The sequence below is a fragment of the Edwardsiella sp. EA181011 genome (genome assembly GCF_000800725.1).
Classification (GTDB): Bacteria; Pseudomonadota; Gammaproteobacteria; order Enterobacterales; family Enterobacteriaceae; genus Edwardsiella; species Edwardsiella anguillarum.
Genome location: NZ_CP011364.1, coordinates 1,463,470 through 1,483,920, shown reverse-complemented (window position 1 = coordinate 1,483,920; position 20,451 = coordinate 1,463,470). Strand labels below are relative to the sequence as shown.

Here is a 20,451-nt window from a genome sequence, read left to right as displayed (position 1 = left end):
GGGCAGCGCCGTCGAGGGCACCGACTCATCGTTCACGACACTGCGTCAGCGTACGTCGCTGCCGCCCCATCGCATCAAAATTGTCCTCCGCCAGCCACGCCTGCAGCACCGCATCCACCTCAGACCACTCCTTATCAATAACCGAGAGCCAATCGGTGTCACGGCTACGCCCCTTGCGTACCATATGCTGACGGAAACGCCCCTCAAACCTAAAACCAATACGCTCCGCCGCCCGGCGCGACGCCGTATTCAGCGAATCACACTTCCACTCCACGCGACGATAGCCACCGCTAAACGCCTCGCGTAGCAGCAGCCAGATGGCCTCCGTACTCAGCGTCGTGCGCTGCATACGCGGCGACCAGCTAACGTGGCCGATCTCTAGCGAGCCATTCGCTGGATCGATCGCCATCAGGCACACCACGCCAACCGCCTGCGCGGTGTGCAAATCGACCACCACGAAAGGGATTAGCGACGCGTCATCTACCTTTTTCTGCATCCACGCCTGCATCGCGACCGCCGTTGAAGGACGCACGCTGCTCAGCCATGTCCAGTCGCGATCGCCCTCGGCCTCGGCAAAGGCGGCGAACAGATCGGCGGCATCGCGGCGGGCATCCATGGGAACCAGCCGACAGGTGCGTCCGCTAAGCGTGTTCCCCGCTAAGATGCCACCCCCGACCCAGTCAGGAAGCGCCTCTCCGACACGCTGCCCATATTCATTGATCTCATTCATATGGCATTCCCTCGCTCTGGTTATCCGCCGAGTATATCCCCCCTCCCCCCAAGATCTTTGTACTCCCGCAGAAAGCGGCATATTCAGCGGCGGCGGTAGCCGGGGAGCAATAGGCGATGCCCTTCTTGCCAGAGGGCCATCACATGACGCGAGGCGTTATCTCCCGGGCTCGTCCGGCAAGGCCACCGAAGATAGCCATCAGCAGCGAAATAACGGCGAGAGCCGCCAGGGGAGTATGCCAATTACCGCTGATATCATGCATTTTACCGATCAGCGGTGGCCCACAGGCGGCCAGGAGATAGCCTACCGACTGCGCCATCCCCGAGAGTGCCGCGGCCTGATGCGCCGAGCCGGCCCGCAGCCCGATAAAGGTGAGACCGAGGATCATCGTCGCCCCAGAGCCAAAACCGAACATCAGCGTCCACAGCACCGCCTGCGCGGGCAGCAGCCAATAACCTATCGCACTGAGACCACACAGCAGCGCCAACAGAATAGCGATACCGCGCTGATCTCTTAACTTATGCAAAATGAGGGGAATCAAAAGGCCCGGTAGCGCGGTAGCCAGCTGTAACAATCCATGCAGCGATCCTGCCTGCGCATCGCTATAGCCAAGGCTGATCAGAATGGCGGGAAGCCAGCCGATGATCACATAATAAACCAGCGAATTAAGACCAAGAAAGAGCGTCACCTGCCAGGCTAAGGCTGAGCGCCAGATGGCTTTATCATGCAAACTACGCGCCCCGGTCATCTGCGTTGGATGCCGATTACGCCACTGTGGTAACCACATGATCAGCGCCAACAGCGGAAATATTATCAGCGCCAGCAACGCGCCTCGCCAACCCAAACCATACAACGCCAATGGCACAACCAGCGCGGAGCCGAGCGCGGCAGCCCCGCCCATGACCACGGAATAGGCACCGGTCATCTTGGCAACATGATCAGAGAAGTCGCGTTTAATCAGCCCCGGCAGCAGAACATTACCGAGCGCAATGCCGCTACCGATAACGGCTGTACCGATAAACAGCCAAGCTGGCGAAGGGAGCGCTCGTAGAACAATCCCTAGGCAAATTAAGAGCAGTGCGGCAAACAGGCTGCGCTCAATGCTGAAACGTCGCGCAATACCGGCCGCCAAGGGGGAAATCAGACCAAAGGCCAGCAATGGCAGCGTCGTCAACAACCCGACCTCGGACGTCGTCAAATCGTCGCCAGAGCGGATCACATCCAACAACGGCGCCGCGCCGGTAAACGTCACGCGCAGAGTGGACGCGATGAGCATAATGCCGATGATCAGGAGAATATTGCACTGATATAAAGGGGGGCTTTTAACATGATGCTCTCTGTCAATCAGGGGTGGCCGCCACAATAACGTTTTTCATACCTGTTTCAATCAAGCTAAAATGACAATTTATCGCTAATATAGGACAAAGCATGCTCGGCCTTGGGCTTGATGGCTACGAACCAGACCTTCACCATGACGCCGCGGTGGCGTTCCGCATCCAGGTCACCGCTGACGAGCAGTTTACCCCTGAGCACCAACACCGTAAGGGGCAGCTGATCCTGGCACTGCACGGCGCGATTACCTGCGAGGTAGAAGACGCCATGTGGATGGTGCCACCGCAGTATGCGGTATGGGTTCCCGGACAGACGCGACACAGTAACCACGCCACCCCCAATGCCACGCTATGCTTTTTGTTTATTGAACCGAGCGCGGCGGCCATGCCCGCCCACTGCTGTACGCTCAAAATCTCCCCCCTGGTGCGGGAGCTCATTTTAACGCTGGCGCAGCGTGAGCGCGTGGCGCGGGAACACCCTGCGACGCAACGCCTCATTCACGTGCTTTTCGATGAGTTGCCACAGCAGCCGCAGGAGCAACTGCACCTTCCCGTATCTAATCACCCCAAGATCCGCCTGATGGTCGATACGATGGCCGCAGAGCCTGCGCAGTGGCAGACGCTAAGGCAGTGGGCGACACGCTTTGCCATGAGTGAGCGCAACTTAGCGCGTCTGATTGAAAAAGAGACCGGGCTCAGCTTTCGCCGCTGGCGGCATCAGCTACAGCTGATACTGGCGTTGCACATGCTCGTCTGCGGTCAAGCCGTTAATCAGGTAGCCCATGCGCTTGGCTATGAATCTACCACCGCTTTTATCACGATGTTTCGCAAGGGATTAGGGCAAACACCCGGGCGCTACCTCAACGCGCTGGCAGCAAATACCCCGTAGCTGCGGCGGCCGGCGCATATGGATAGATAGCCTGGCTACCCTACTGGGAAGCTGCCTGGCATCGAGTTAGTGAGAATGTAGCGGGCCGATAATATATCTAAAAGTGAATATTTAGATTTACCAGAATATTTCCATCATCACTGACCTTACGGCTCGCATCTGTGGCTTGACTATCGGTCAGTTTAATACATCTTAGGCAACTTTTTTCGTCAACGTTTTCAGCCACCCTGTTGAAGTTTTCAAAATTATGGAGTAACCGCACAGATGGACTCAGCTCCCTAAAATCCCCACTTCATTTACCTAGCTCATTATTATATAAGCATTACCTATAAGTAGTGAAAACAATGATATAATTAACAATATATTACCTAGCCGTATTGATATTAGATATACAGAGATTACGGTTAATCAAAGATATCCATATCGTTTTCATTGAATAGTGCGTAATAGCTGAAAACTCTATCAAGAGATCCCCCAATAATTTGGCAGTTCTTAACACATTGCTGAAGCTTCAGATAAACTACTTATTTTATGCTTGGCTATAGCATTTCCAGCATGATAATTATTTTATTTCCTGATAACTCACAAGGGGTACAGGAGTACCGCAGTACATTTCGGTATATTAATAGCATATAATAAATTGAGTTGAATAAATTTATTAATTCAAAAGGCGAATTTTATATGCAAAGCTATATACGAAGTGCTCTATGATATTTTTGCAGCCAGAGTTATAAGCGTTCATTTGAAAGCATATAATGTAACCCCTGGCTGCAATATTATATTTACAGTTAGCTAAGTGGGCCTGGTGGGTTAAGGATATCCTCCCCTTCTTGACTCAACGCTATAAAAGAATCTGTGTCTTTTTTCAATTTATCTAAAGCATAAATGGTTCGTGCAGTTCTACCGTTACCATCACCAAAAGGATGGTAACGTACAATTGCTGCATAAAGCACATCTCCTAAATCGACAGGTGCAACAACATTTTTAGCTTCAATTGAAATGAGTGATTTCTCAAAGCCAACTCGAGCTACATCTGATCCCATGAATATGGGATCACTACTGGAGCGATATGTCCTTACTAAATGCCCTGCAGCGGGTTTATATACTTCATCATGGATAGCATCTATAGTATTAATATTTAACAGATCTGCATCACGATGACGAATTAATATTTCTTTTATTCTATTTGTCAGCTCTTGACTTTGCTCAACCGTTTTAATTGAAGTACTTTTACTAACGATCCACTCAGCTGCTGCCTCCTCTGTCCTCCCTGATATTCCAGATATTATCTGTCTAGACACTGTTGGCGGATTTAATAGTAATTGTTCAATATGATTATTGGCATCATGAAGACGAGCGAGATCTGAATTAATTCGGCGTTGTACATGGGCTTGCTCTAGTTCAAACCCTCCCCATGCAATATTTGCTTTAGGCAGGCCTTCAAAATCTAATAGTAAATTATTACGGACCGATCTTTGGACTGTTTCACGACTAGTCAATTTTACTAAACTTTTCCCTTGAGCATTCTCCAGCGTTGTGTCAATCAATAGTTTTATTTTCTTTTGATCTACTAAACGGTTCCAATTAAGCTCGCTAAGTACTGATGGGATTACTCTACGTGATACGGCTTTAGCTTGTCGATAAAGCATAATAGCTCTGTTTATATTTTTTACTGAATATGCTGACTTAATTCCCTGCGAAATTAGTGGTACGCCTCCAGCTATTGCACCCACACCGCCCAGTACTCCAGCGATTATGGCCTCATTACGAAATGTTTCTGCTTGATCAGGACGATCTGTTGTATGATATTGAGCTACACTTATGCCAACATAGATAGCATCTAATGCGAGCGCGGTCATAAAAATACTTAATCTAGCTAATACGGCACCAGTCCCTGGTATAGCCGCTATAGATAAAGATATAGCACCAATCAGTAAAATTGCTTTAGCTACCTCTAAAGTTGTTTCAGTGATTTGTTCTGGGTAACTAAAAACAAGAGTATCAATATCAGATTTAGTTCTGTTCATCAGCGCATTATATAGTCTATCAGCAAGATTTTCTCGACTATTAGTTGCACTAAATGTAAATGGACGAACCATTATTCTATTAACATATTGAAATGGGCCATATGCAATATAGGTATCTGTAACATATTTAAAAGCCAAGCTATTTCTCTCTAGATCTATATAATTATAAGTAGGGATTTTACTGAATATCCATTTTTTAAACTCACTAGTTTGTGGAAAGGAGGGTAGCATTTCAGTATATTCTTTATCCTCCCAATATACATGCTTAGTTTGTCCAATATAAAAATATTTTTCCTCGTCAACACAGAACATAATACCAGCTGATGCTCCGACAGGTATTAGAAAAACACCATTAACTATAGCGCCATGAAAAGAAACTTCTTTTGCCTGAAGTTCACCCCTTAAAAATTTTTTCACGGCTTGAACATATACAGCAGGCTGATGCTTCCTATCTAAGAATCTTAAACAGCGTATATTAATCATATCTTGGTAGAATGATTTCATATTTTCTGCGTTTATTGCTTGCCCATGATAAGTATTGAAGTCTTGCTCCATTATTGACTGTAAATTTTTTTTCGCAAATTCACTGATTAACTCCTGATGATCCATTGATATTATCTTATATTTTCTACCTAGAGGATCCCTTAACTCCTTACTTTTGTATAAATATTGACCAGTGATTATTTCGGTTAAAGAAAAATATAGACTGATAGCTACTGGTGATTTATGTCCTTGAAGATTTGGGTTTGGGCTAACATCAGGAAAATAGTTTACTTGAATATTACTAATTGGTGTTAAATAAGTTTTGAACCCTTTTGTTTTTTCAAAAGAATCAATTCCATCCTTAATGTAATTATTAATGTAACTGGAAGGATTGAGTATTGGTTGATATAATTTCTCAACCCGCTCTAAACATTCAGCACCCAATTTCATGATTGCATCCGTTAATATGACATCATCACTTCTCTCAACGGGTGACTCTGTAGTAAGCTTGACTTCTGTTTCTTGATGTTTCTTTATAAAAAAACACTCTTTATAGCATTCTAAAATACTCCTACTCAATTCATCAGTTTGAGAGTCGCCAAGTGCCAGTAGTTTTTTGAATAACTCAATGCTAATTTCAAGAGTAGTTTCTATATTTTCCTTTCCTTTAATTTCATCAATGAAAGCACTGATTAATTCGATTGTTTTAATTAATTGCCTGATATCCCGTTCTTTTCCTGGAGGGACTGATTGCACCTCTCTAGCTTCTTCAGCCTTTATAAAAATTATATTAAATCCAGCTCTAACTTCTGATTCAGAAGATCCCTCCTTACTCATATCTAAATCAAGTAATATTTTCTTTATCTGAAGTGATAAATCACCAACAATATCTGATGACTCACTTCTACGGCTCCTTTGCGTATGCGTTTTCATTATAGATTCTATATATATATAGGGTTAGAGTCAACAACAAAAGAAATATCAACAACATCAATATTATTTGCGATATCAATAATGCTTGTTGATTGAGAGCTATCGCTCCCTGATTCATCAATGTATTCAATTGGTTTATGGGAGTTGCTAGTCATAACATGTTTTCCTTATCACTTGGTTATAAACAAATAAAGACTAGCAATAATAACTTAAACAATTAACTAACAAGACTGTGTGAAACCAACTCTTTATTACCTCATAGCGCTAGCAATGGTTATCTAGATGATATTAATTATTTGAATTCAGATGGTAAGAGGATCATTTCATTCTACTAGATAGTCTAGTTGTATATGTAGGTATACTAGTTATAGAATCAACATATATCGTATATATATAATATATGTGCAATTTCATTCAGCATAACAATGGATTATTTAATAAGAATTTTCTTAGCCCCTGTCAATGTTCAGAGCACACGACCAAGATGAGGATGATTGACTATCACATATTCAATAAAATAGCCATCTTATAACACATCAATCTCACACATATTATATATATTCATCATACATTATCCTTTTGATAATTTAACCTCTTGAGATAAATAACAAAATGAGAGAATAAATTTCGATATAAAATGGAGGGAAAAACATTCACTTATATCAAACAGAAAAACCATGTAAGACGTTGATATTGCTTATGCAATTAACTTCTCTATTTATCAGGCTAAACACTATTTTGATCGGCTATTACTTAAAGGGCTTATTACACGAAGTACTCTTCAGCGAGAGACTCCTGTGTTATGAACGTTGAATAATAATATGGATTAACTAAAATCGGTCAGTGGCTTCACTAATGGAATGATGCCCCCCTCTCTTACACCACTGTGAGACAATAAATCATCACTAATTGAGCGGAACGGCCATCGTGTACATTAAAACAATTGGCATCGATTTGGCAAAAAACGGTTTCCAGATTCACGAGGTTACAAGAACGGCAAACGGTTGTTTAATAAACAATTCAGACCAGCACAAATGCCCCTTTTTTACCAACACACAATTCGGTTTGATCGGTATGGTGGCCTCTTCCCTTTGTTCATAACCAGCGTAAAGCAGAGTTTTCGACCTTTCTTCTTCTGAAAAAAGAGGTTATCTCGCATGAAAAAACAGGTTATATCGAGGAACAGACGGTTTTTACTCTAAAACAGACCGAACCAGGCACTCCAGAGGAGGAGGTCTGCAGAAAGATGGGAATTTCTGAGGCTACTTTTTACATCTATGGACTACCTCCGTTTTGCAAGTACTGAATCTGGTTTTGGGTTGTCGCTTACATCTATCCGGCATCAGGAAAATCTGTGCCCAAATGGGTAATTCGCACACAATCGCCTCAACAACTGGACGGCCTCTGAGGCCAGTATAAAAATCAGGTTCCGATTGTGCAGGTGCAACCTGTCACCATTTCTCAGTACGCTGCAACTTTTTCTGGCAGGGGATTAATTTCACACTACCTGATACTCGGTCTCATTTCTCAGCATCGACCAGATTATTCGCGCGTTTTTGTTAGCGACCGCCACGGTCGTTTTATTAAATCCGCGCTGTTCCTTTAACTGGTTAACCCACTGATTCATATGGCCATCATTGTTATTTGTGGCAACCCTGACGACAGCGCGGGCACCATGAATAAAAAGAGTCCGCAGATGCTTGTCGCCTTTTTTCGTCATATTCATCAGCACCTGCCTGTCGCCACTCGAATGCTGGCGTGGAACCAGACCCAGCCATGCAGCAAAGTGGCGGCCATTCTTAAATTCAGTTCCTTTGCCAATAGCAGCAACAACGGCCGTAGCCGTTTTAGGGCCAATGCCTTTAACTCTGGCGATACGCTGACAGGCTTCTGATTGCCTGAATACTGTTTCAATTTCCTTATCAAAAAAATGGATCCGACGCTCGAGATCGTTAAAGAGATCATAGAGCTCGGCAATTGTTCTGCGCATACGGGAACTTAGACCGTTTTCTGCATCTTCAAGGATAAGAGGAATAGCCCGGCGAGCTCTGGAGACAGTACTGCCAATGGGGATCCCCCGGTCAAGTAACAGCCCTCTTATTTGACAGACTGTAGCAGTGCGGTGATTGACAATACGCTGCCTTGCCCGGTGTAAAGCCTGGATATCCTGCTGTTCGGGGCTTTTTGGCGGCACGAACTGCATTGTCGGTTGCATCAGAGCCACTGCGATGGCCTGTGCATCATTACCATCATTTTTTTGCCCGCGGACAAAGGGTTTTACATACTGAGGACTGATGACCTTTACTTTGTGCCCCAGTTTCTCAAACTCACGCTGCCAGTAAAATGCCCCGGTGGACGCTTCGATCCCAATCAGACATGCAGGAATATTTGCCAGCGTCTGGAGTAATTCTTTTCGGCCAGTTCGTTTCGTATAAACCGGTTTGCCGGCCTGGTTTAACCCGCAGAGTTGAAAAATATTTTTAGCCAGATCAATACCCAGAAATACGATATTCATGGTGATTCTCCTGGTGAGCACATTTCGTACAGTTAACCGCAGCGGGAGGAGGTAGTCCATCCCATTAATTGGAAAGAAGTTCGGCGACATTGGCGTAACAGAATTACGTCGTTTGCGCCGGCTCAAGGAAGAAAGTCTACGTTTGAAACGTCTGGTGACAGATTTAAGTCTAGACAAAGAGATGATGCAGTAAGCTATCAAGAAAAAGTGCTAAGGCTGGCGCAGAAGCGTGAGGCCATCACCTGACTGCCGGGGGCCTACCGTATCGGGTTACGTCGGGCTTGTCGTCTGATGCTGCAAAGCCACCGGTATATAACTATCGTAGCTACCGTGCTGATCGGGCCATCATCTTATGGATAAGAGAAATAACTGAAACCCGTGTTCGCTACGGTGTTCAGCGTATTCATATTCTTCTACGCCGGGAAGGCTGGCAGAAAACACACCGAATTTATTGTTAGGAAGGTCTGGATTTACGGACGAAACGCCCCCGACGGCATGTGGCATTGACTAGTCCTGATATAGGTTAACCGTTTTTTGTCTGTAAAACGCCTGATGAACATCACCGGGCGTTTTATATTTCAGGGCCAGATGTGGCCGCTCATGGCTATACATATCTACAGATCCTTTTACCATGGTTCTGGCCTGCGCAAGATCCGCCGGGCGTGAGAGTAAAAACTCACTTTTCAGTGATGCCGTTTATCCGCTCAGCCAGTGCATTCTGGTAACAGTCATAACCATCGGTCATTGAACAGGTTACCCCGTTTCTTGCATGTATTGACTGATAAAGCGCTGAACAGTATTGCACTCCTCTGCCAGAGTGATGTACCAGAGGACCCGCCGTTTTTCTCCGCCTTAGTGCCTGCCTGAACGCTTTCACCACATTTTCAGTCTGCAAATTTTCCCCTACACGATACCCCATGATTCTCCTGGAACAGACATCCGTGACCAGACTCAGATAGACAGTGCCACTGCGCAGCGGAAGGTAAGTAATGTCAACAACCCAGACCTGCTCCGGCTTAAGGGCTGTAACCTGTTCAGGGCCGGGTTTCAGCAGATTCGGATGCCGATAAAGCCGATGATGGCTGTTGGTGGTTTTGTGATATTCCCGTTTCATCGGTACCAGGAGTCGGTGTTCATCCAGTAGGGTAAACAAGCGGCCCCACCCGATATCCAACATTCTATCGGCCTGACTGTTCACCAGGTAGTCCAGTTTACGCGTACCAATTCGTGGCTGACGAGAACGGATATGGACAATAAAATCAAGGATATGAGTATTCTGCTCTCGTCGTTTATTGTACCTTGCCTTGCCCTGATACTAGGCCTGTCTGCTGTGCCCCAGGAACTAGTATGCGTGCATAACGGTTATTTTTGCGGCCTGACGTTGCGCGAGGACTTGCCGGGCCGCTTTTTTACCATGCTCACCCCGTAATCGTTTTTAAGAACGTTGATAACCGACTCAACAAACTCAGCTTTCTGATTTACCCGCTTCAGCTGCTCTTCAAGTTCGTTGATTCTTTGCTCGGGGGGGAGTGAGAGATTTATCTGTGCCACAGGCCGTTTCCTCTTTACTAGGTCAAGGAGCCTAGGGCTCCAGTCAAATCGGCCATATTTGCACAACCCGACAAGAGCGGTGGATCGCCCCGGAATACCGTATCGTTGCTGGGCCTGTTTATAGGTCATCTCGCCTTTTTCGACCTACTCAACAACGGCTATCTTAAAGGATAGAGGATAATCACGTTGGGTAGGTTTGAGCCCAGTCATCATTATGTTCTCCAGATTTTAGCCAGGAACGTGTCAACGCTCTTCAGGACGGGTCACATGCCCGACATAGAAGCATCCGTCCAGAAGTGACGGCCATAGGCCAGTACTGGAGCATGGACTTTGTTGCTGATAATCCGTTCAACGGATGCCATATCCGAGCATTGACTGTAGTCGATAATTTTAGTCGTGAATGCCTGGCGATCCATGTAGGTCAAGGGCTGCGTGGGGAGGATATCATCGCGGTGATGGCGCGTTGAAAAGCGTTAAGGCAACGAGTACCCGAACGGCTTCAGACAGACAATGGTAGTGAATTTATATCTAAAACGCTGGGGCACTGGGCGTATGAAAACGGTATAACAATGGACTTCCCACGGCCTGAAAAACCGACGGATAATGCGCTGATCGAGTCATTTAACGGTAGTTTTCACGATGGGTATCTGAACCTGTCACCGGACGATGCGCAGGAAAAGATCGAGTAGTGGCGATAGGAATATAACCGAAACAGACCCTCTCCATCGTTAAATAACCAGACCCTGCGGACTTTATCCAAAGTCTGCAAAAAGGTCCGGATTTCTGATTTAGCCAGACTCTAATATTGATGGAAGATCAACAAGGTCATCCCGGATGGGAGGGTTAAAATTGATGTTAACTAATCTGGAATATTTACTGAAACTGCTGTAATCCGGGTTCGTTCATCAGGGCAAAACGGAGTCAATAAAGCCATGTGCGGCCCACAGGGTGAGCCGGAACACATATTTAATCACCAAGGTGGTGTGAGGTCAGAATAGCACAGGTACCGTCCCTGTAATAAGTATGATACTGCCCCATATCAGGAGTAAACGCCTCATCATTCAGTCATAAAATAATGTAGTCTTGGTTGATAAAGGCCTTGCTGTTATGCCAATTGGTGATTCTGAACATCTGCTTTGTCACGGGACGATCACTGTTGCTAGATGATGCGAAATCAGATCATTCAAATCACCCATATAGATTATAGATAATTAATCTGCCATCGCTGATAAGTGCATTTATGGCAAAATATAGCGACCAACTCATGTTCTGATCTTGCGGCACGGAAGCGAGTTACCATTCAGTTGATAATCCTTTATAATACCATCTACTCTTTACATCTAATTCGTTAAAATAGTAAATAGGATGTGTATAAAACCTTTCCTAGCACAATAGCATATCAAATATGCCGATAACCAAAACGTCGGTGCTCAAGTACCTGCTCCACGATGTACGCAGATAAACGCACACCAATAGCAATGCATTGATTTATATAGAATAATAAGTCTATCAGTTGCGATAGATCCGCTACCTTACAGGTGATTTCTACAGCTTTCCACCTCTTGTCCATTGACAGAGATTTCGCTCTTGCTTCCTCTAAATCCAGCATAACCTCGGCAAGCAGATTCTTGAAGCTGGCGTATGAACTAAGACACTTTACTTCAGTTATACATCCATGTGGCTAAATTTAACATGTCAGGTATAGAGGATCGCATCAATAACCCTATCAATATTAGATATCTATATTACACCCAATAAAGAAAAGCCTAGCCACTTGTCGATGTTTAAAGCCTAATATTTTCCTAGTATAATTTGTTCTATGTGAATAGACTGTTTTTGGTGAAATTTGTAACTTTGTCGCTATTTTACTAATATTTTCCGAGCGCAAAGTTTGATAAAAAGCATATTTCCCACTGCTTTCTTTAAATTTATTTTTTCTAATTAAATCATACCTATTAGTATACAATGCGGCTTTTAATAGTAAAAGCATCCTCAATAGTGTTCGACAGTAAGGAATAACACTGACGTTATACATATAATCGATTGATGCTCTCGGAACAGAGGCTGGAAGAAAAATAATTATTTTACTGGTGTGTTTTTTTCTTATTCTATCAATACGATTTGCCATGCCTAACAAAGGACTATCACTTAAACAGTAAATATGAATTTCTTCAACACAACTCCTGAGTGTAAAACTTAGAGAGCCTGCTTTTACAAGGTATACTGAATCAATTAATTGTAATAATTTCATTACTCCATACTTTTCATATGTACTATCTCCCCAAATATATACATTACCGTGTCGATAATATTCTCGGTTCATTTACATAACTACCCCGCATACAGTTTACATTGAAGCATTTGCATTATCCTACAACGATAAATAAATCTTTTTCAATAAAAAAATCACAGACGAATATATATACACAACAACATTCATTCACCAAGCTTATATATTTACTTTTTTTGCGCAAATATGTGAACGCTTTTTTGACTAAAAACAGATTTATCTTTGTTTTTTTTCGTCTAAAAAAATCCAAAAGAGCTCTAATTTACGATCTTTTTCTCTGCCCATTGCGCTATGCTTAGTTTTTTGTTCTGCACACACAAAAATGACAGGATTTATATATCGTTTACTTTACTTTCACAGGCAGTTAAGATCGTGTAATTATCTTTTTGCGGAACAATCAACTTGTTCTAGAATACTCGCCAGTTGAAGGAGAGAGAAGGATAAGGACTAGTTTGTGACTAAAACAGAAGTAAGCATTGAAGAGGATCTATCATTCATTTTCTGATATTAAAGGTAATATGAATGAGGCTGTTGATTATATGAACGATGACACATTAACAAAACGTAACAATAATGATGATAATTTCTCCTCGTCCACCACGAAAGGTCAGTTTGCACCCGGTGTAATGACAGAAGGACGATTTTTGCTATTAATTGAGATATCCTCTATCCATAGCGAGAAGGTTATAGCTGTACTAAAAGAGCATCTAGTATTAGGTTATACAAGAAGAGAGGTTTGTGAACGGAATAATGTTTCCGCAGGATATCTGTCGCTTAGCTTAACTAAACTACTTCGCATCGAAAATGCAGCAACATCATTATCTACTCATTGTAAATAATATTTTGATGCATATAGCAGACTGGCTAAAGCAGAACGTAACTTAATGAATCACAGGGGGGTAATAGTGTGTTAATTGACTAATTGATTTCGCGGCTTAATTTTATATTGCCAATTAAAATATCGATGCGATTGATTTACCATTATTATATTGGTGAATTAGCAAACTCATCCTATTTTTAGTATAAATATCAGCATCATGTCAATTAGTGAGTTATATATAGTGCAATTGCATTAGGAATCTAGAATGAAAAATAAAAAAATATTAAACATTACTGGATACGGCATGTTAGGCGCTGTATCGCAACGCCGGTATTCAAAAAAAATAATGTTGCTATTGGCTACATGCTGCGCATTGAGCATGTCCTCTTTGCAGAGTCTTGCTGCAGAGAAACCAAACATTGAACAAAACTCTCAGGAATTTGCTGTTAAATTGGGGGCGACTCGGGTTATTTATGCGCCGAGTTCAATGGGGCAAACTTTGTCAGTAAGTAATCCTCTGGATTATCCAATGCTTATCCAGTCACGAGTGTATGGCGAAGATATGAAAAGCAAAGCCCCATTTGTAGTTACACCACCGTTATTCCGCTTAGATGGGCAACAACAAAGCAATCTGCGCATTATTCGTACCGGTGGCGATTTTGCAAAAGATCGCGAGTCACTCCAGTGGCTATGTATAAAAGGGCTTCCTCCGAAGGAGGGAGATCTCTGGAATAATAAGAAGGGAAAGATAGAAAGTCATAAAGTAGTTTCATTAAATCTACAAGTTTCTATTGATAGTTGCATTAAACTATTTGTTCGTCCGGAAAGCATCAAGGGCCATCCGGAGGATGTTGCCTCATCACTATCTTGGTCTCAACAAGATACGAATTTAAAGGCGATGAATAATACACCATTTTATATGAATTTAGCATCTTTAAAGGTTGGTAATGTTAACATTTCTAATGTGCATTATATTCCGCCATTTTCGTCTTATACATTCCATTTACCTAAAGGTGTATCAGGGATGGTCTCTTGGAGTATTGTCACTGATTATGGTGGCGTGAGTGATATATATCATAAAAGTATCAACTGAATAATAAATTAGAAACTAAAAACAAATTAACTTAATTTGACCAAGTATCACTATCGTAAGTCATAGTGGTAGTGTGGTCATTCAGGTTTCGTTTACTAATCAACCAAATGATCCAAGCTGAACTCATGCTGGAAAGTAAAATGAAATGTAGTCTGATGAAAAGATCTTCTTCAAAAAAAACATCGGTTACGTGTTTGGTTTATAACCCAATAGCCTTAGCTGTTAGTATGGTGTTTATCTGTGGGCTGTACAGCACTAGCGTACAAGCCAAGTATTATACTTTCGATGCCTCTCAGTTAGATGGAGGGGGGAATGTTGACATTTCGTTACTTGAGCAAGGCGGTCAATTACCCGGCACCTATCAAGTTGATGTGATACTCAATGGTGAACGAATTGACTCACGTGAGATGCTCTTTCATCTTGAGAAAGATGCAGGTGACACGCCTTTTTTGCAAACATGTTTAACCCGTGAACAGTTGATACGTTATGGCATTAAAGTGGATAGTTATCCTGAGCTGTTTCCGACTATCAAAAGCGGTAATCGCAATAGTGCACCTAAAGTAGCTAAATGTGCACGGATATCGGCTATTCCGCAAGCTAAAGAGACATATCAGTTTAATAGTCAACAGCTGTTGCTGAGTATTCCACAGATTGCGCTGCGTCCTCATTATACAGGCATTGCACCACAAGCACTTTGGAATGATGGTATCCCTGCATTTCTAATGAATTACCAGGCGAGTGCTTTTCGTTCTGAATATCGAGGCAATGGTGAAAACTCCAGCATCAACGGCATGGATGTCCAGTTAGAACCGGGGTTTAATTTAGGCGCATGGCGTTTTCGCAATCTGACCACGTGGCAGAAGCAAGGGGCACAAGAGGGACAATGGCAGACCTCATATACCTATGCTGAACGTGGTCTATATGACTTAAAAAGCCGTTTAACACAGGGAGAGCGATTCACACCATCTGACGTATTTGACAGCGTTCCTTTCCGCGGTGGAATGATAGGGTCTGATGATGCAATGGTACCTTATAGTCAGCGAGAGTTTGCGCCAATAGTACAAGGTATCGCGCAAACACAGGCACGTATTGAAGTTAAACAGAGTGGCTATGTCATTTATAATACCACGGTAGCACCAGGGCCTTTTGCCTTGACTGACCTTCCTGGTATTAATGGTGGTGGTGATTTACAGGTAACGGTTTTTGAATCAAATGGGACCCGTCAAGTATTTACAGTACCCTATACCACACCCGCCATTGCGTTACGACAAGGATACTTAAAATACAACGTAATGATGGGGCAATATCGCTCTGCAGATACGTCGGTCGATAAAGCCCCTGTTGGGCAGGCGACCGTTATGTATGGTTTACCTTGGAATTTAACCGCTTACAGCGGTGGTCAATGGGCCAACCACTATCAGGCTGGTACATTAGGGTTAGGGGTTTCTCTGGGTGCTGTGGGTGCAATATCATTGGATGGTACGCTCTCTCGTGGTCAGAAACGAAATCAAGAGATAGAACAAGGACAGACGTGGCGCATTCGCTATAGTAAATCATTTCAGAGCACGAATACCGGATTTACATTAGCCAGTTATCAATATGCTTCATCTGGCTATAACTCATTATCAGATGTTCTTAATACTTATCGTTCGGGCGATGGTTGGTATTCGAAAGAATATTGGTATCCTGAACAAGGTTATCAGTCTTATTGGTATCGTGATGATTCGAGTGAAAAACGAAAATCACGGACCAGTATTACATTAAGTCAACCACTGGGTGAATGGGGTTCCATTTATTTTAGTGGGAGTCGTGAAAACTATTGGAACCGCTCACAAAGCACTAATGAAATATCAGCACGCTACGCTGGACCAATGATACAGGGTATCTCCTGGTCGGTGGATTTAACTCAGCGAAAATGGGATTATTACTCATATTATGGTAGTGATGATAATAAGACCGAGCGATCTATTAATCTATGGATCAGTGTGCCATTAAACCGTTGGTTGGGTGGGGATACCAGTGTTTCTTACCAAATGCAAAATAGGACGGACCAGGGTACTTTGCACAATGTGGGATTGAACGGTTATGCCTTTGATCAACGATTGTACTGGAATGTTAATGAACAGATAGTACAGGGTAGCACGAGCGATAACCAAAATAGCAGTGATCTGAACTTACGCTGGAATGGGACCTATGGTGAAATCAGTGGAGGATATGGTTACCACAAGAATGGTAATCAAATGAATGCTGGTGTTCAAGGTAGTATGGTTATCCATCAGCATGGAGTGACATTTGGACAACGTCTGGGTAACACCGCAGCCTTGATTGAGGCACCTAACGCCAGTGGTGTTTCGGTAATCAATGAAGTGGGAGTTAAAACAGATTTTCGTGGTTACACCACTGTGGGAAATTTGGCTCCATATCAGGAGAATGCCATTAGCTTAAACCCAGTAACGTTACCGACAAATGTATCAATACCACACACTGATACCAAGGTGGTTCCAACGGAAGGCGCTATCATTCCAGCAAGTTTCGTGACGCGTGTTGGTGGACGTGCATTGATTACACTGACGCAAGCAAATGGTAAGCCTGTCCCCTTTGGTGCCATCGCCAGCCTCGTCGGCCAAATCGATACGCTGCGTGGTACGGGTATTGTCGGAGATAGTGGTGATGTCTATATGACTGGTTTACCGGAAAAAGGACAACTTCTGGTGCAATGGGGCAATGGGCAGCGACAGCACTGTCAAGCTGATTACCAGTTATTAGAAAAGAATGACGTTGCAGGTGTATCAAATCTGAAGGCATTGTGCCGGTAAATAACTGGGGGCGGATAAAATGACTCAGCGTGTAATAAAAGGTGTGCTAGCAGTATGCGCTATCCTGGGGAGCATACCGGCTCAGGCTAATGATAGTGTGGACATTACGTTGAACAGCGTATCAAATTTAAGCTCGCAAGTTAGAGATGGGCAAATGATTAGTCGCGGGCGAATCACCGGTCAGCAAATACGCCAAGGTTATCAAGTGTGGTTAGATGCAGAAAGAAACGGTGATGCACCTAATCGGTATGTACTTACAGGAAAAAATAGCAGACAACATAAGCTATACGTAATAATCGGTCAGGAGGGTTGGGTACCAGATACCAAGGATGGCTTAGGGATAATAAAATATACTAGAAAGGGACAAGAACAGTTTGATATTGTAGCGAATGGTAACCAGAGTGTTCCGATAGATACCTATGTCATAACGATTCAAGGGCGTTATCTTAACCGTTAATTAAAATCACTTGATAAACCTTATTTTTATTATTAAGTGGGTAGTAGCGATGATATTTATACATTCAAAACAAAGAGACCAGGCCAATATACACTACGTTTATTATTGAGCATGTTATAACTCACAAATTCTAAATTTAATAAATGGAAGGAGTTGTTATGTACACAATGTGGATAGTTTTATATTGCTCGCACCAAAATGCGAATAATTGCGACAATATTCGCAAAGACTTTACTATTTATTCAAAAAATATTTTCTTAAGAAATAAGGAGGCGATGATTTTATTAGTAAATAATCGTACCGCGTGGAACCGTAAGATGAAAAATTTAATGAGCACAGGGCCACCGATATGGCTAGCCGTGCTCGTAAGGAACGATACCTGTAGTTTTATTAGCAACCTTGTCGACATAGATCACACATAATGAATTATGTTACAAGATACAAGTCTATCGAACCTAACGACTAAAATAAGCAAGGTGATTAATACCTTGAGCCGAATAAAACATCGGCTCTTGAATCAAATTATTTTGCTCAACGAAGCTCTAATTAAATAAGGATGTAAAGATGAAAAAGACTATTTTAGCTGTTGCAATTTTTGCTTTAGGTGGTTCCGCATATGCTGCTACAACGGCCACAAGCCTCGTAACTGTCACTGGTTCTACGGGATTCTCTATCGGGGGGAATCCAGCAAAGACTCTGGGCTCCACTATCACTAACGGTGTTCAAGTAGGTGGCTTTACTGTGACCAACAGCGGGACCACTCCGGCCAAAGCAGCCGTTGAAATTAGCTCTAACAACAAGTGCAGTGACGGAAGTTCTTTCCAGTTCTGCTACATTACCGGAGACGGTAAAGGTGCGACTAAACAAATTTGGGTAGATCTGGACTCTGCAAGCGACTTTATCTGGAATTCTACGTCTAATCAGTTTATTAGCAAATCACTAATGGCGACCAATGCTAAATTGCCATTGCTATTTACTGCGATCCGTAATAACGCTAACCTTACTCCAGGGGAGTATAATTTAGTTGCAACAGTAAAAACATCAACTAACTAATTAAGGGCCACCGGGGAGTATTTCCCCGGCGGCATATACCTCCTTGCAAAAAATGCTCACTCATAATATTTTATTTTTACGGAACAAATCCAATTTTATTGAATTATAAAAATCATAGCTACACGTCGTCGATATAAATGCTCTACAGGTAAAAAATCATCGTTTATCATAATACTATCAAGCCATTATCAATCATTTTCCATGGCATCTACTTAATCGATAAAGTGATTTGACATCGCTTATGGATATTTAATGAACTAACGTTATTACATAGCCACAATAAATAAAATTACTCACCGAAATTATAGCAGCGGCAACTCCGCAATCAACGTTACATTATCGTGATAGATACCATCTATTAGATTTGATTTATCTTGATTAAACTGAAACATCAAAATTAACGGAAGTTGATTTGTACTGTTTAAACTGATTATCTCTACGGGGGGGCGATGCTAACCGTATCCTTATTTAAGGCATATTGTTTCGACCCAGCATGCAATATAGCCTGATAAGGTAATACTCTTCCCGTATCATTACGCAGAGAGAAGTTATTATCAGAGCGTACACTCAAACGCACCCGGCCAAAATTTGGATCAAATGAACCTTGTAATATCAGCGGCGTCGAGGCATACCCTTCCACGTGCTCTTGTGTATATCTCGTTTTAAATAGCACGTTCGTTGAAGGTAAAGATAATCCGCTAAAATAGGGTTGTTTTCTTATTGTTACAGATGTGGTTGTATTTAATTGCTTTCTGGCGCCTCTATTGGGATTCTCCAGAGATTCCAAATTTAAACTAACGCTACCGGTATAAGTATCCGCTGGTAGTGATTGCCAAGCATCACTCGCTATCAACGTAGGTATATCGAGCCAGACGCGTCTTGCATCGCCATATGTATATATAGGGCGAATGTTTTTATAGATAAAAGGATATGTGTTTCCACTGCAATCCTGCGTAAAATCATGATTGCCTGAGTCAATAAAAATAAAATGACCAGCGCCTCCAGGGAAATTATCATAATCCGGCTGCAGCCCCCCACTACATCCGTTATTAACGGTACTGCCAGAAAAATGAGCGAGTAAGAACGAATCCTGTCTAAATATATTCCTACCTAACTTTGCACGTAACGTTATCGTTCTTCCATATCGCGCCCCCGTCAGAGTTACAGTAAAAAGACTTGTTCTTCGATGGAAGCTAGAGTCTCCCTCACCATTTCCCAAATCTGATATCAAGAACCCAGATAACTCAGGGTAGTTATCCTGGAGTTGCAGTACACCGTCACTCAGAATTTCTGGCCCATCACCACTAACAATCTGTACCTCTTGATTAAATATATTAAGACTCACGCCGATAGCATACCCATTTGCTATTAACGACAGCGGCAATACACTATAAGCTAAATAGCGTAGGAACCTCCCCCTAATTACATTATACATACTCTCTCCTTACATAAAATTAAATCAC

Annotated in this window: 14 protein-coding genes and 4 pseudogenes; 10 read left to right on the top strand and 8 right to left on the bottom strand. The window is 43.0% G+C overall.

The features are described 5' to 3' along the window. Positions 1–25: 25 nt before the first annotated feature. Together QY76_RS06545 and QY76_RS06540 are read right to left on the bottom strand one after the other, a co-directional pair. On the bottom strand, positions 26–730 hold the full coding sequence (locus QY76_RS06545; RefSeq protein WP_034165511.1) for a GNAT family N-acetyltransferase: 705 nt from the start codon (positions 728–730) through the stop codon (positions 26–28). A gap of 139 nt (positions 731–869) precedes the next feature. Then, positions 870–2,027 (bottom strand): CynX/NimT family MFS transporter, encoded by a 1,158-nt coding sequence (locus QY76_RS06540; protein ID WP_256379296.1) that lies wholly within the window; start codon positions 2,025–2,027, stop codon positions 870–872. Between the two features lie 131 nt (positions 2,028–2,158). On the opposite strand from QY76_RS06540, the gene QY76_RS06535 reads away from it, so the two are divergent. Then, the gene (locus tag QY76_RS06535; protein WP_045425668.1) at positions 2,159–2,950 is read left to right on the top strand and encodes a helix-turn-helix domain-containing protein; all 792 of its coding nucleotides are present in this window, start codon (positions 2,159–2,161) and stop codon (positions 2,948–2,950) included. Positions 2,951–3,738: 788 nt separating this feature from the next. On the opposite strand, the gene QY76_RS18685 is transcribed toward QY76_RS06535, so the two are convergent. Both QY76_RS18685 and QY76_RS18955 read right to left on the bottom strand, forming a co-directional pair. Further along, positions 3,739–6,393: a Fic family protein gene (locus QY76_RS18685; RefSeq protein WP_117026386.1), complete on the bottom strand. Its 2,655-nt coding sequence runs from the start codon at positions 6,391–6,393 to the stop codon at positions 3,739–3,741. Between the two features lie 8 nt (positions 6,394–6,401). Further along, positions 6,402–6,548, bottom strand: coding sequence for a hypothetical protein (locus QY76_RS18955; RefSeq protein WP_158409687.1), 147 nt, complete (start codon positions 6,546–6,548; stop codon positions 6,402–6,404). Positions 6,549–7,085: 537 nt separating this feature from the next. On the opposite strand from QY76_RS18955, the gene QY76_RS19680 reads away from it, so the two are divergent. After that, positions 7,086–7,199 (top strand): FaeA/PapI family transcriptional regulator, encoded by a 114-nt coding sequence (locus QY76_RS19680; RefSeq protein ID WP_081854090.1) that lies wholly within the window; start codon positions 7,086–7,088, stop codon positions 7,197–7,199. Positions 7,200–7,543: 344 nt separating this feature from the next. Next, positions 7,544–7,666: pseudogene (locus tag QY76_RS18680) on the top strand (transposase); the annotation flags it as partial. Between the two features lie 225 nt (positions 7,667–7,891). Here QY76_RS18680 and QY76_RS06530 read toward each other — a convergent pair. After that, positions 7,892–8,908: an IS110 family transposase gene (locus tag QY76_RS06530; RefSeq protein ID WP_038631256.1), complete on the bottom strand. Its 1,017-nt coding sequence runs from the start codon at positions 8,906–8,908 to the stop codon at positions 7,892–7,894. Between the two features lie 73 nt (positions 8,909–8,981). On the opposite strand from QY76_RS06530, the pseudogene QY76_RS18435 reads away from it, so the two are divergent. Next, positions 8,982–9,363, top strand: a pseudogene (locus tag QY76_RS18435) (IS3 family transposase); the annotation flags it as partial. Between the two features lie 52 nt (positions 9,364–9,415). On the opposite strand, the pseudogene QY76_RS18430 reads toward QY76_RS18435, so the two are convergent. Beyond that, positions 9,416–10,672, bottom strand: a pseudogene (locus QY76_RS18430) (IS3 family transposase). A gap of 56 nt (positions 10,673–10,728) precedes the next feature. Between QY76_RS18430 and QY76_RS06515 the strand changes: the two are divergent. Then, positions 10,729–11,246: pseudogene (locus tag QY76_RS06515) on the top strand (DDE-type integrase/transposase/recombinase); the annotation flags it as partial. A 945-nt stretch (positions 11,247–12,191) separates the two neighbouring features. Here QY76_RS06515 and QY76_RS18675 read toward each other — a convergent pair. Further along, complete coding sequence (locus QY76_RS18675; protein ID WP_144242793.1) at positions 12,192–12,782, bottom strand: LuxR C-terminal-related transcriptional regulator; 591 nt, start codon at positions 12,780–12,782, stop codon at positions 12,192–12,194. A gap of 443 nt (positions 12,783–13,225) precedes the next feature. On the opposite strand from QY76_RS18675, the gene QY76_RS06510 reads away from it, so the two are divergent. The 5 genes from QY76_RS06510 (at position 13,226) to QY76_RS18670 (ending at position 18,988) form a co-directional block, all read left to right on the top strand. Then, a complete protein-coding gene (locus tag QY76_RS06510) occupies positions 13,226–13,588 on the top strand; it encodes an adhesin biosynthesis transcription regulatory family protein (protein WP_235439456.1) in 363 nt (120 codons plus the stop codon). A 246-nt stretch (positions 13,589–13,834) separates the two neighbouring features. After that, positions 13,835–14,662 carry a fimbria/pilus periplasmic chaperone gene (locus QY76_RS06505; protein ID WP_045425663.1) on the top strand — a complete coding sequence of 276 codons (828 nt, stop codon included), beginning with the start codon at positions 13,835–13,837 and terminating at the stop codon, positions 14,660–14,662. Between the two features lie 227 nt (positions 14,663–14,889). Continuing rightward, the gene (locus QY76_RS06500; protein ID WP_045425856.1) at positions 14,890–17,478 is read left to right on the top strand and encodes a fimbria/pilus outer membrane usher protein; all 2,589 of its coding nucleotides are present in this window, start codon (positions 14,890–14,892) and stop codon (positions 17,476–17,478) included. A gap of 19 nt (positions 17,479–17,497) precedes the next feature. Next, complete coding sequence (afaD, locus tag QY76_RS06495) at positions 17,498–17,935, top strand: AfaD family invasin (RefSeq protein ID WP_045425658.1); 438 nt, start codon at positions 17,498–17,500, stop codon at positions 17,933–17,935. Between the two features lie 564 nt (positions 17,936–18,499). Beyond that, complete coding sequence (locus QY76_RS18670; RefSeq protein ID WP_144242795.1) at positions 18,500–18,988, top strand: Dr family adhesin structural subunit; 489 nt, start codon at positions 18,500–18,502, stop codon at positions 18,986–18,988. A gap of 436 nt (positions 18,989–19,424) precedes the next feature. On the opposite strand, the gene QY76_RS18665 is transcribed toward QY76_RS18670, so the two are convergent. After that, the gene (locus QY76_RS18665) at positions 19,425–20,423 is read right to left on the bottom strand and encodes a hypothetical protein (protein WP_144418097.1); all 999 of its coding nucleotides are present in this window, start codon (positions 20,421–20,423) and stop codon (positions 19,425–19,427) included. Positions 20,424–20,451: the final 28 nt, after the last annotated feature.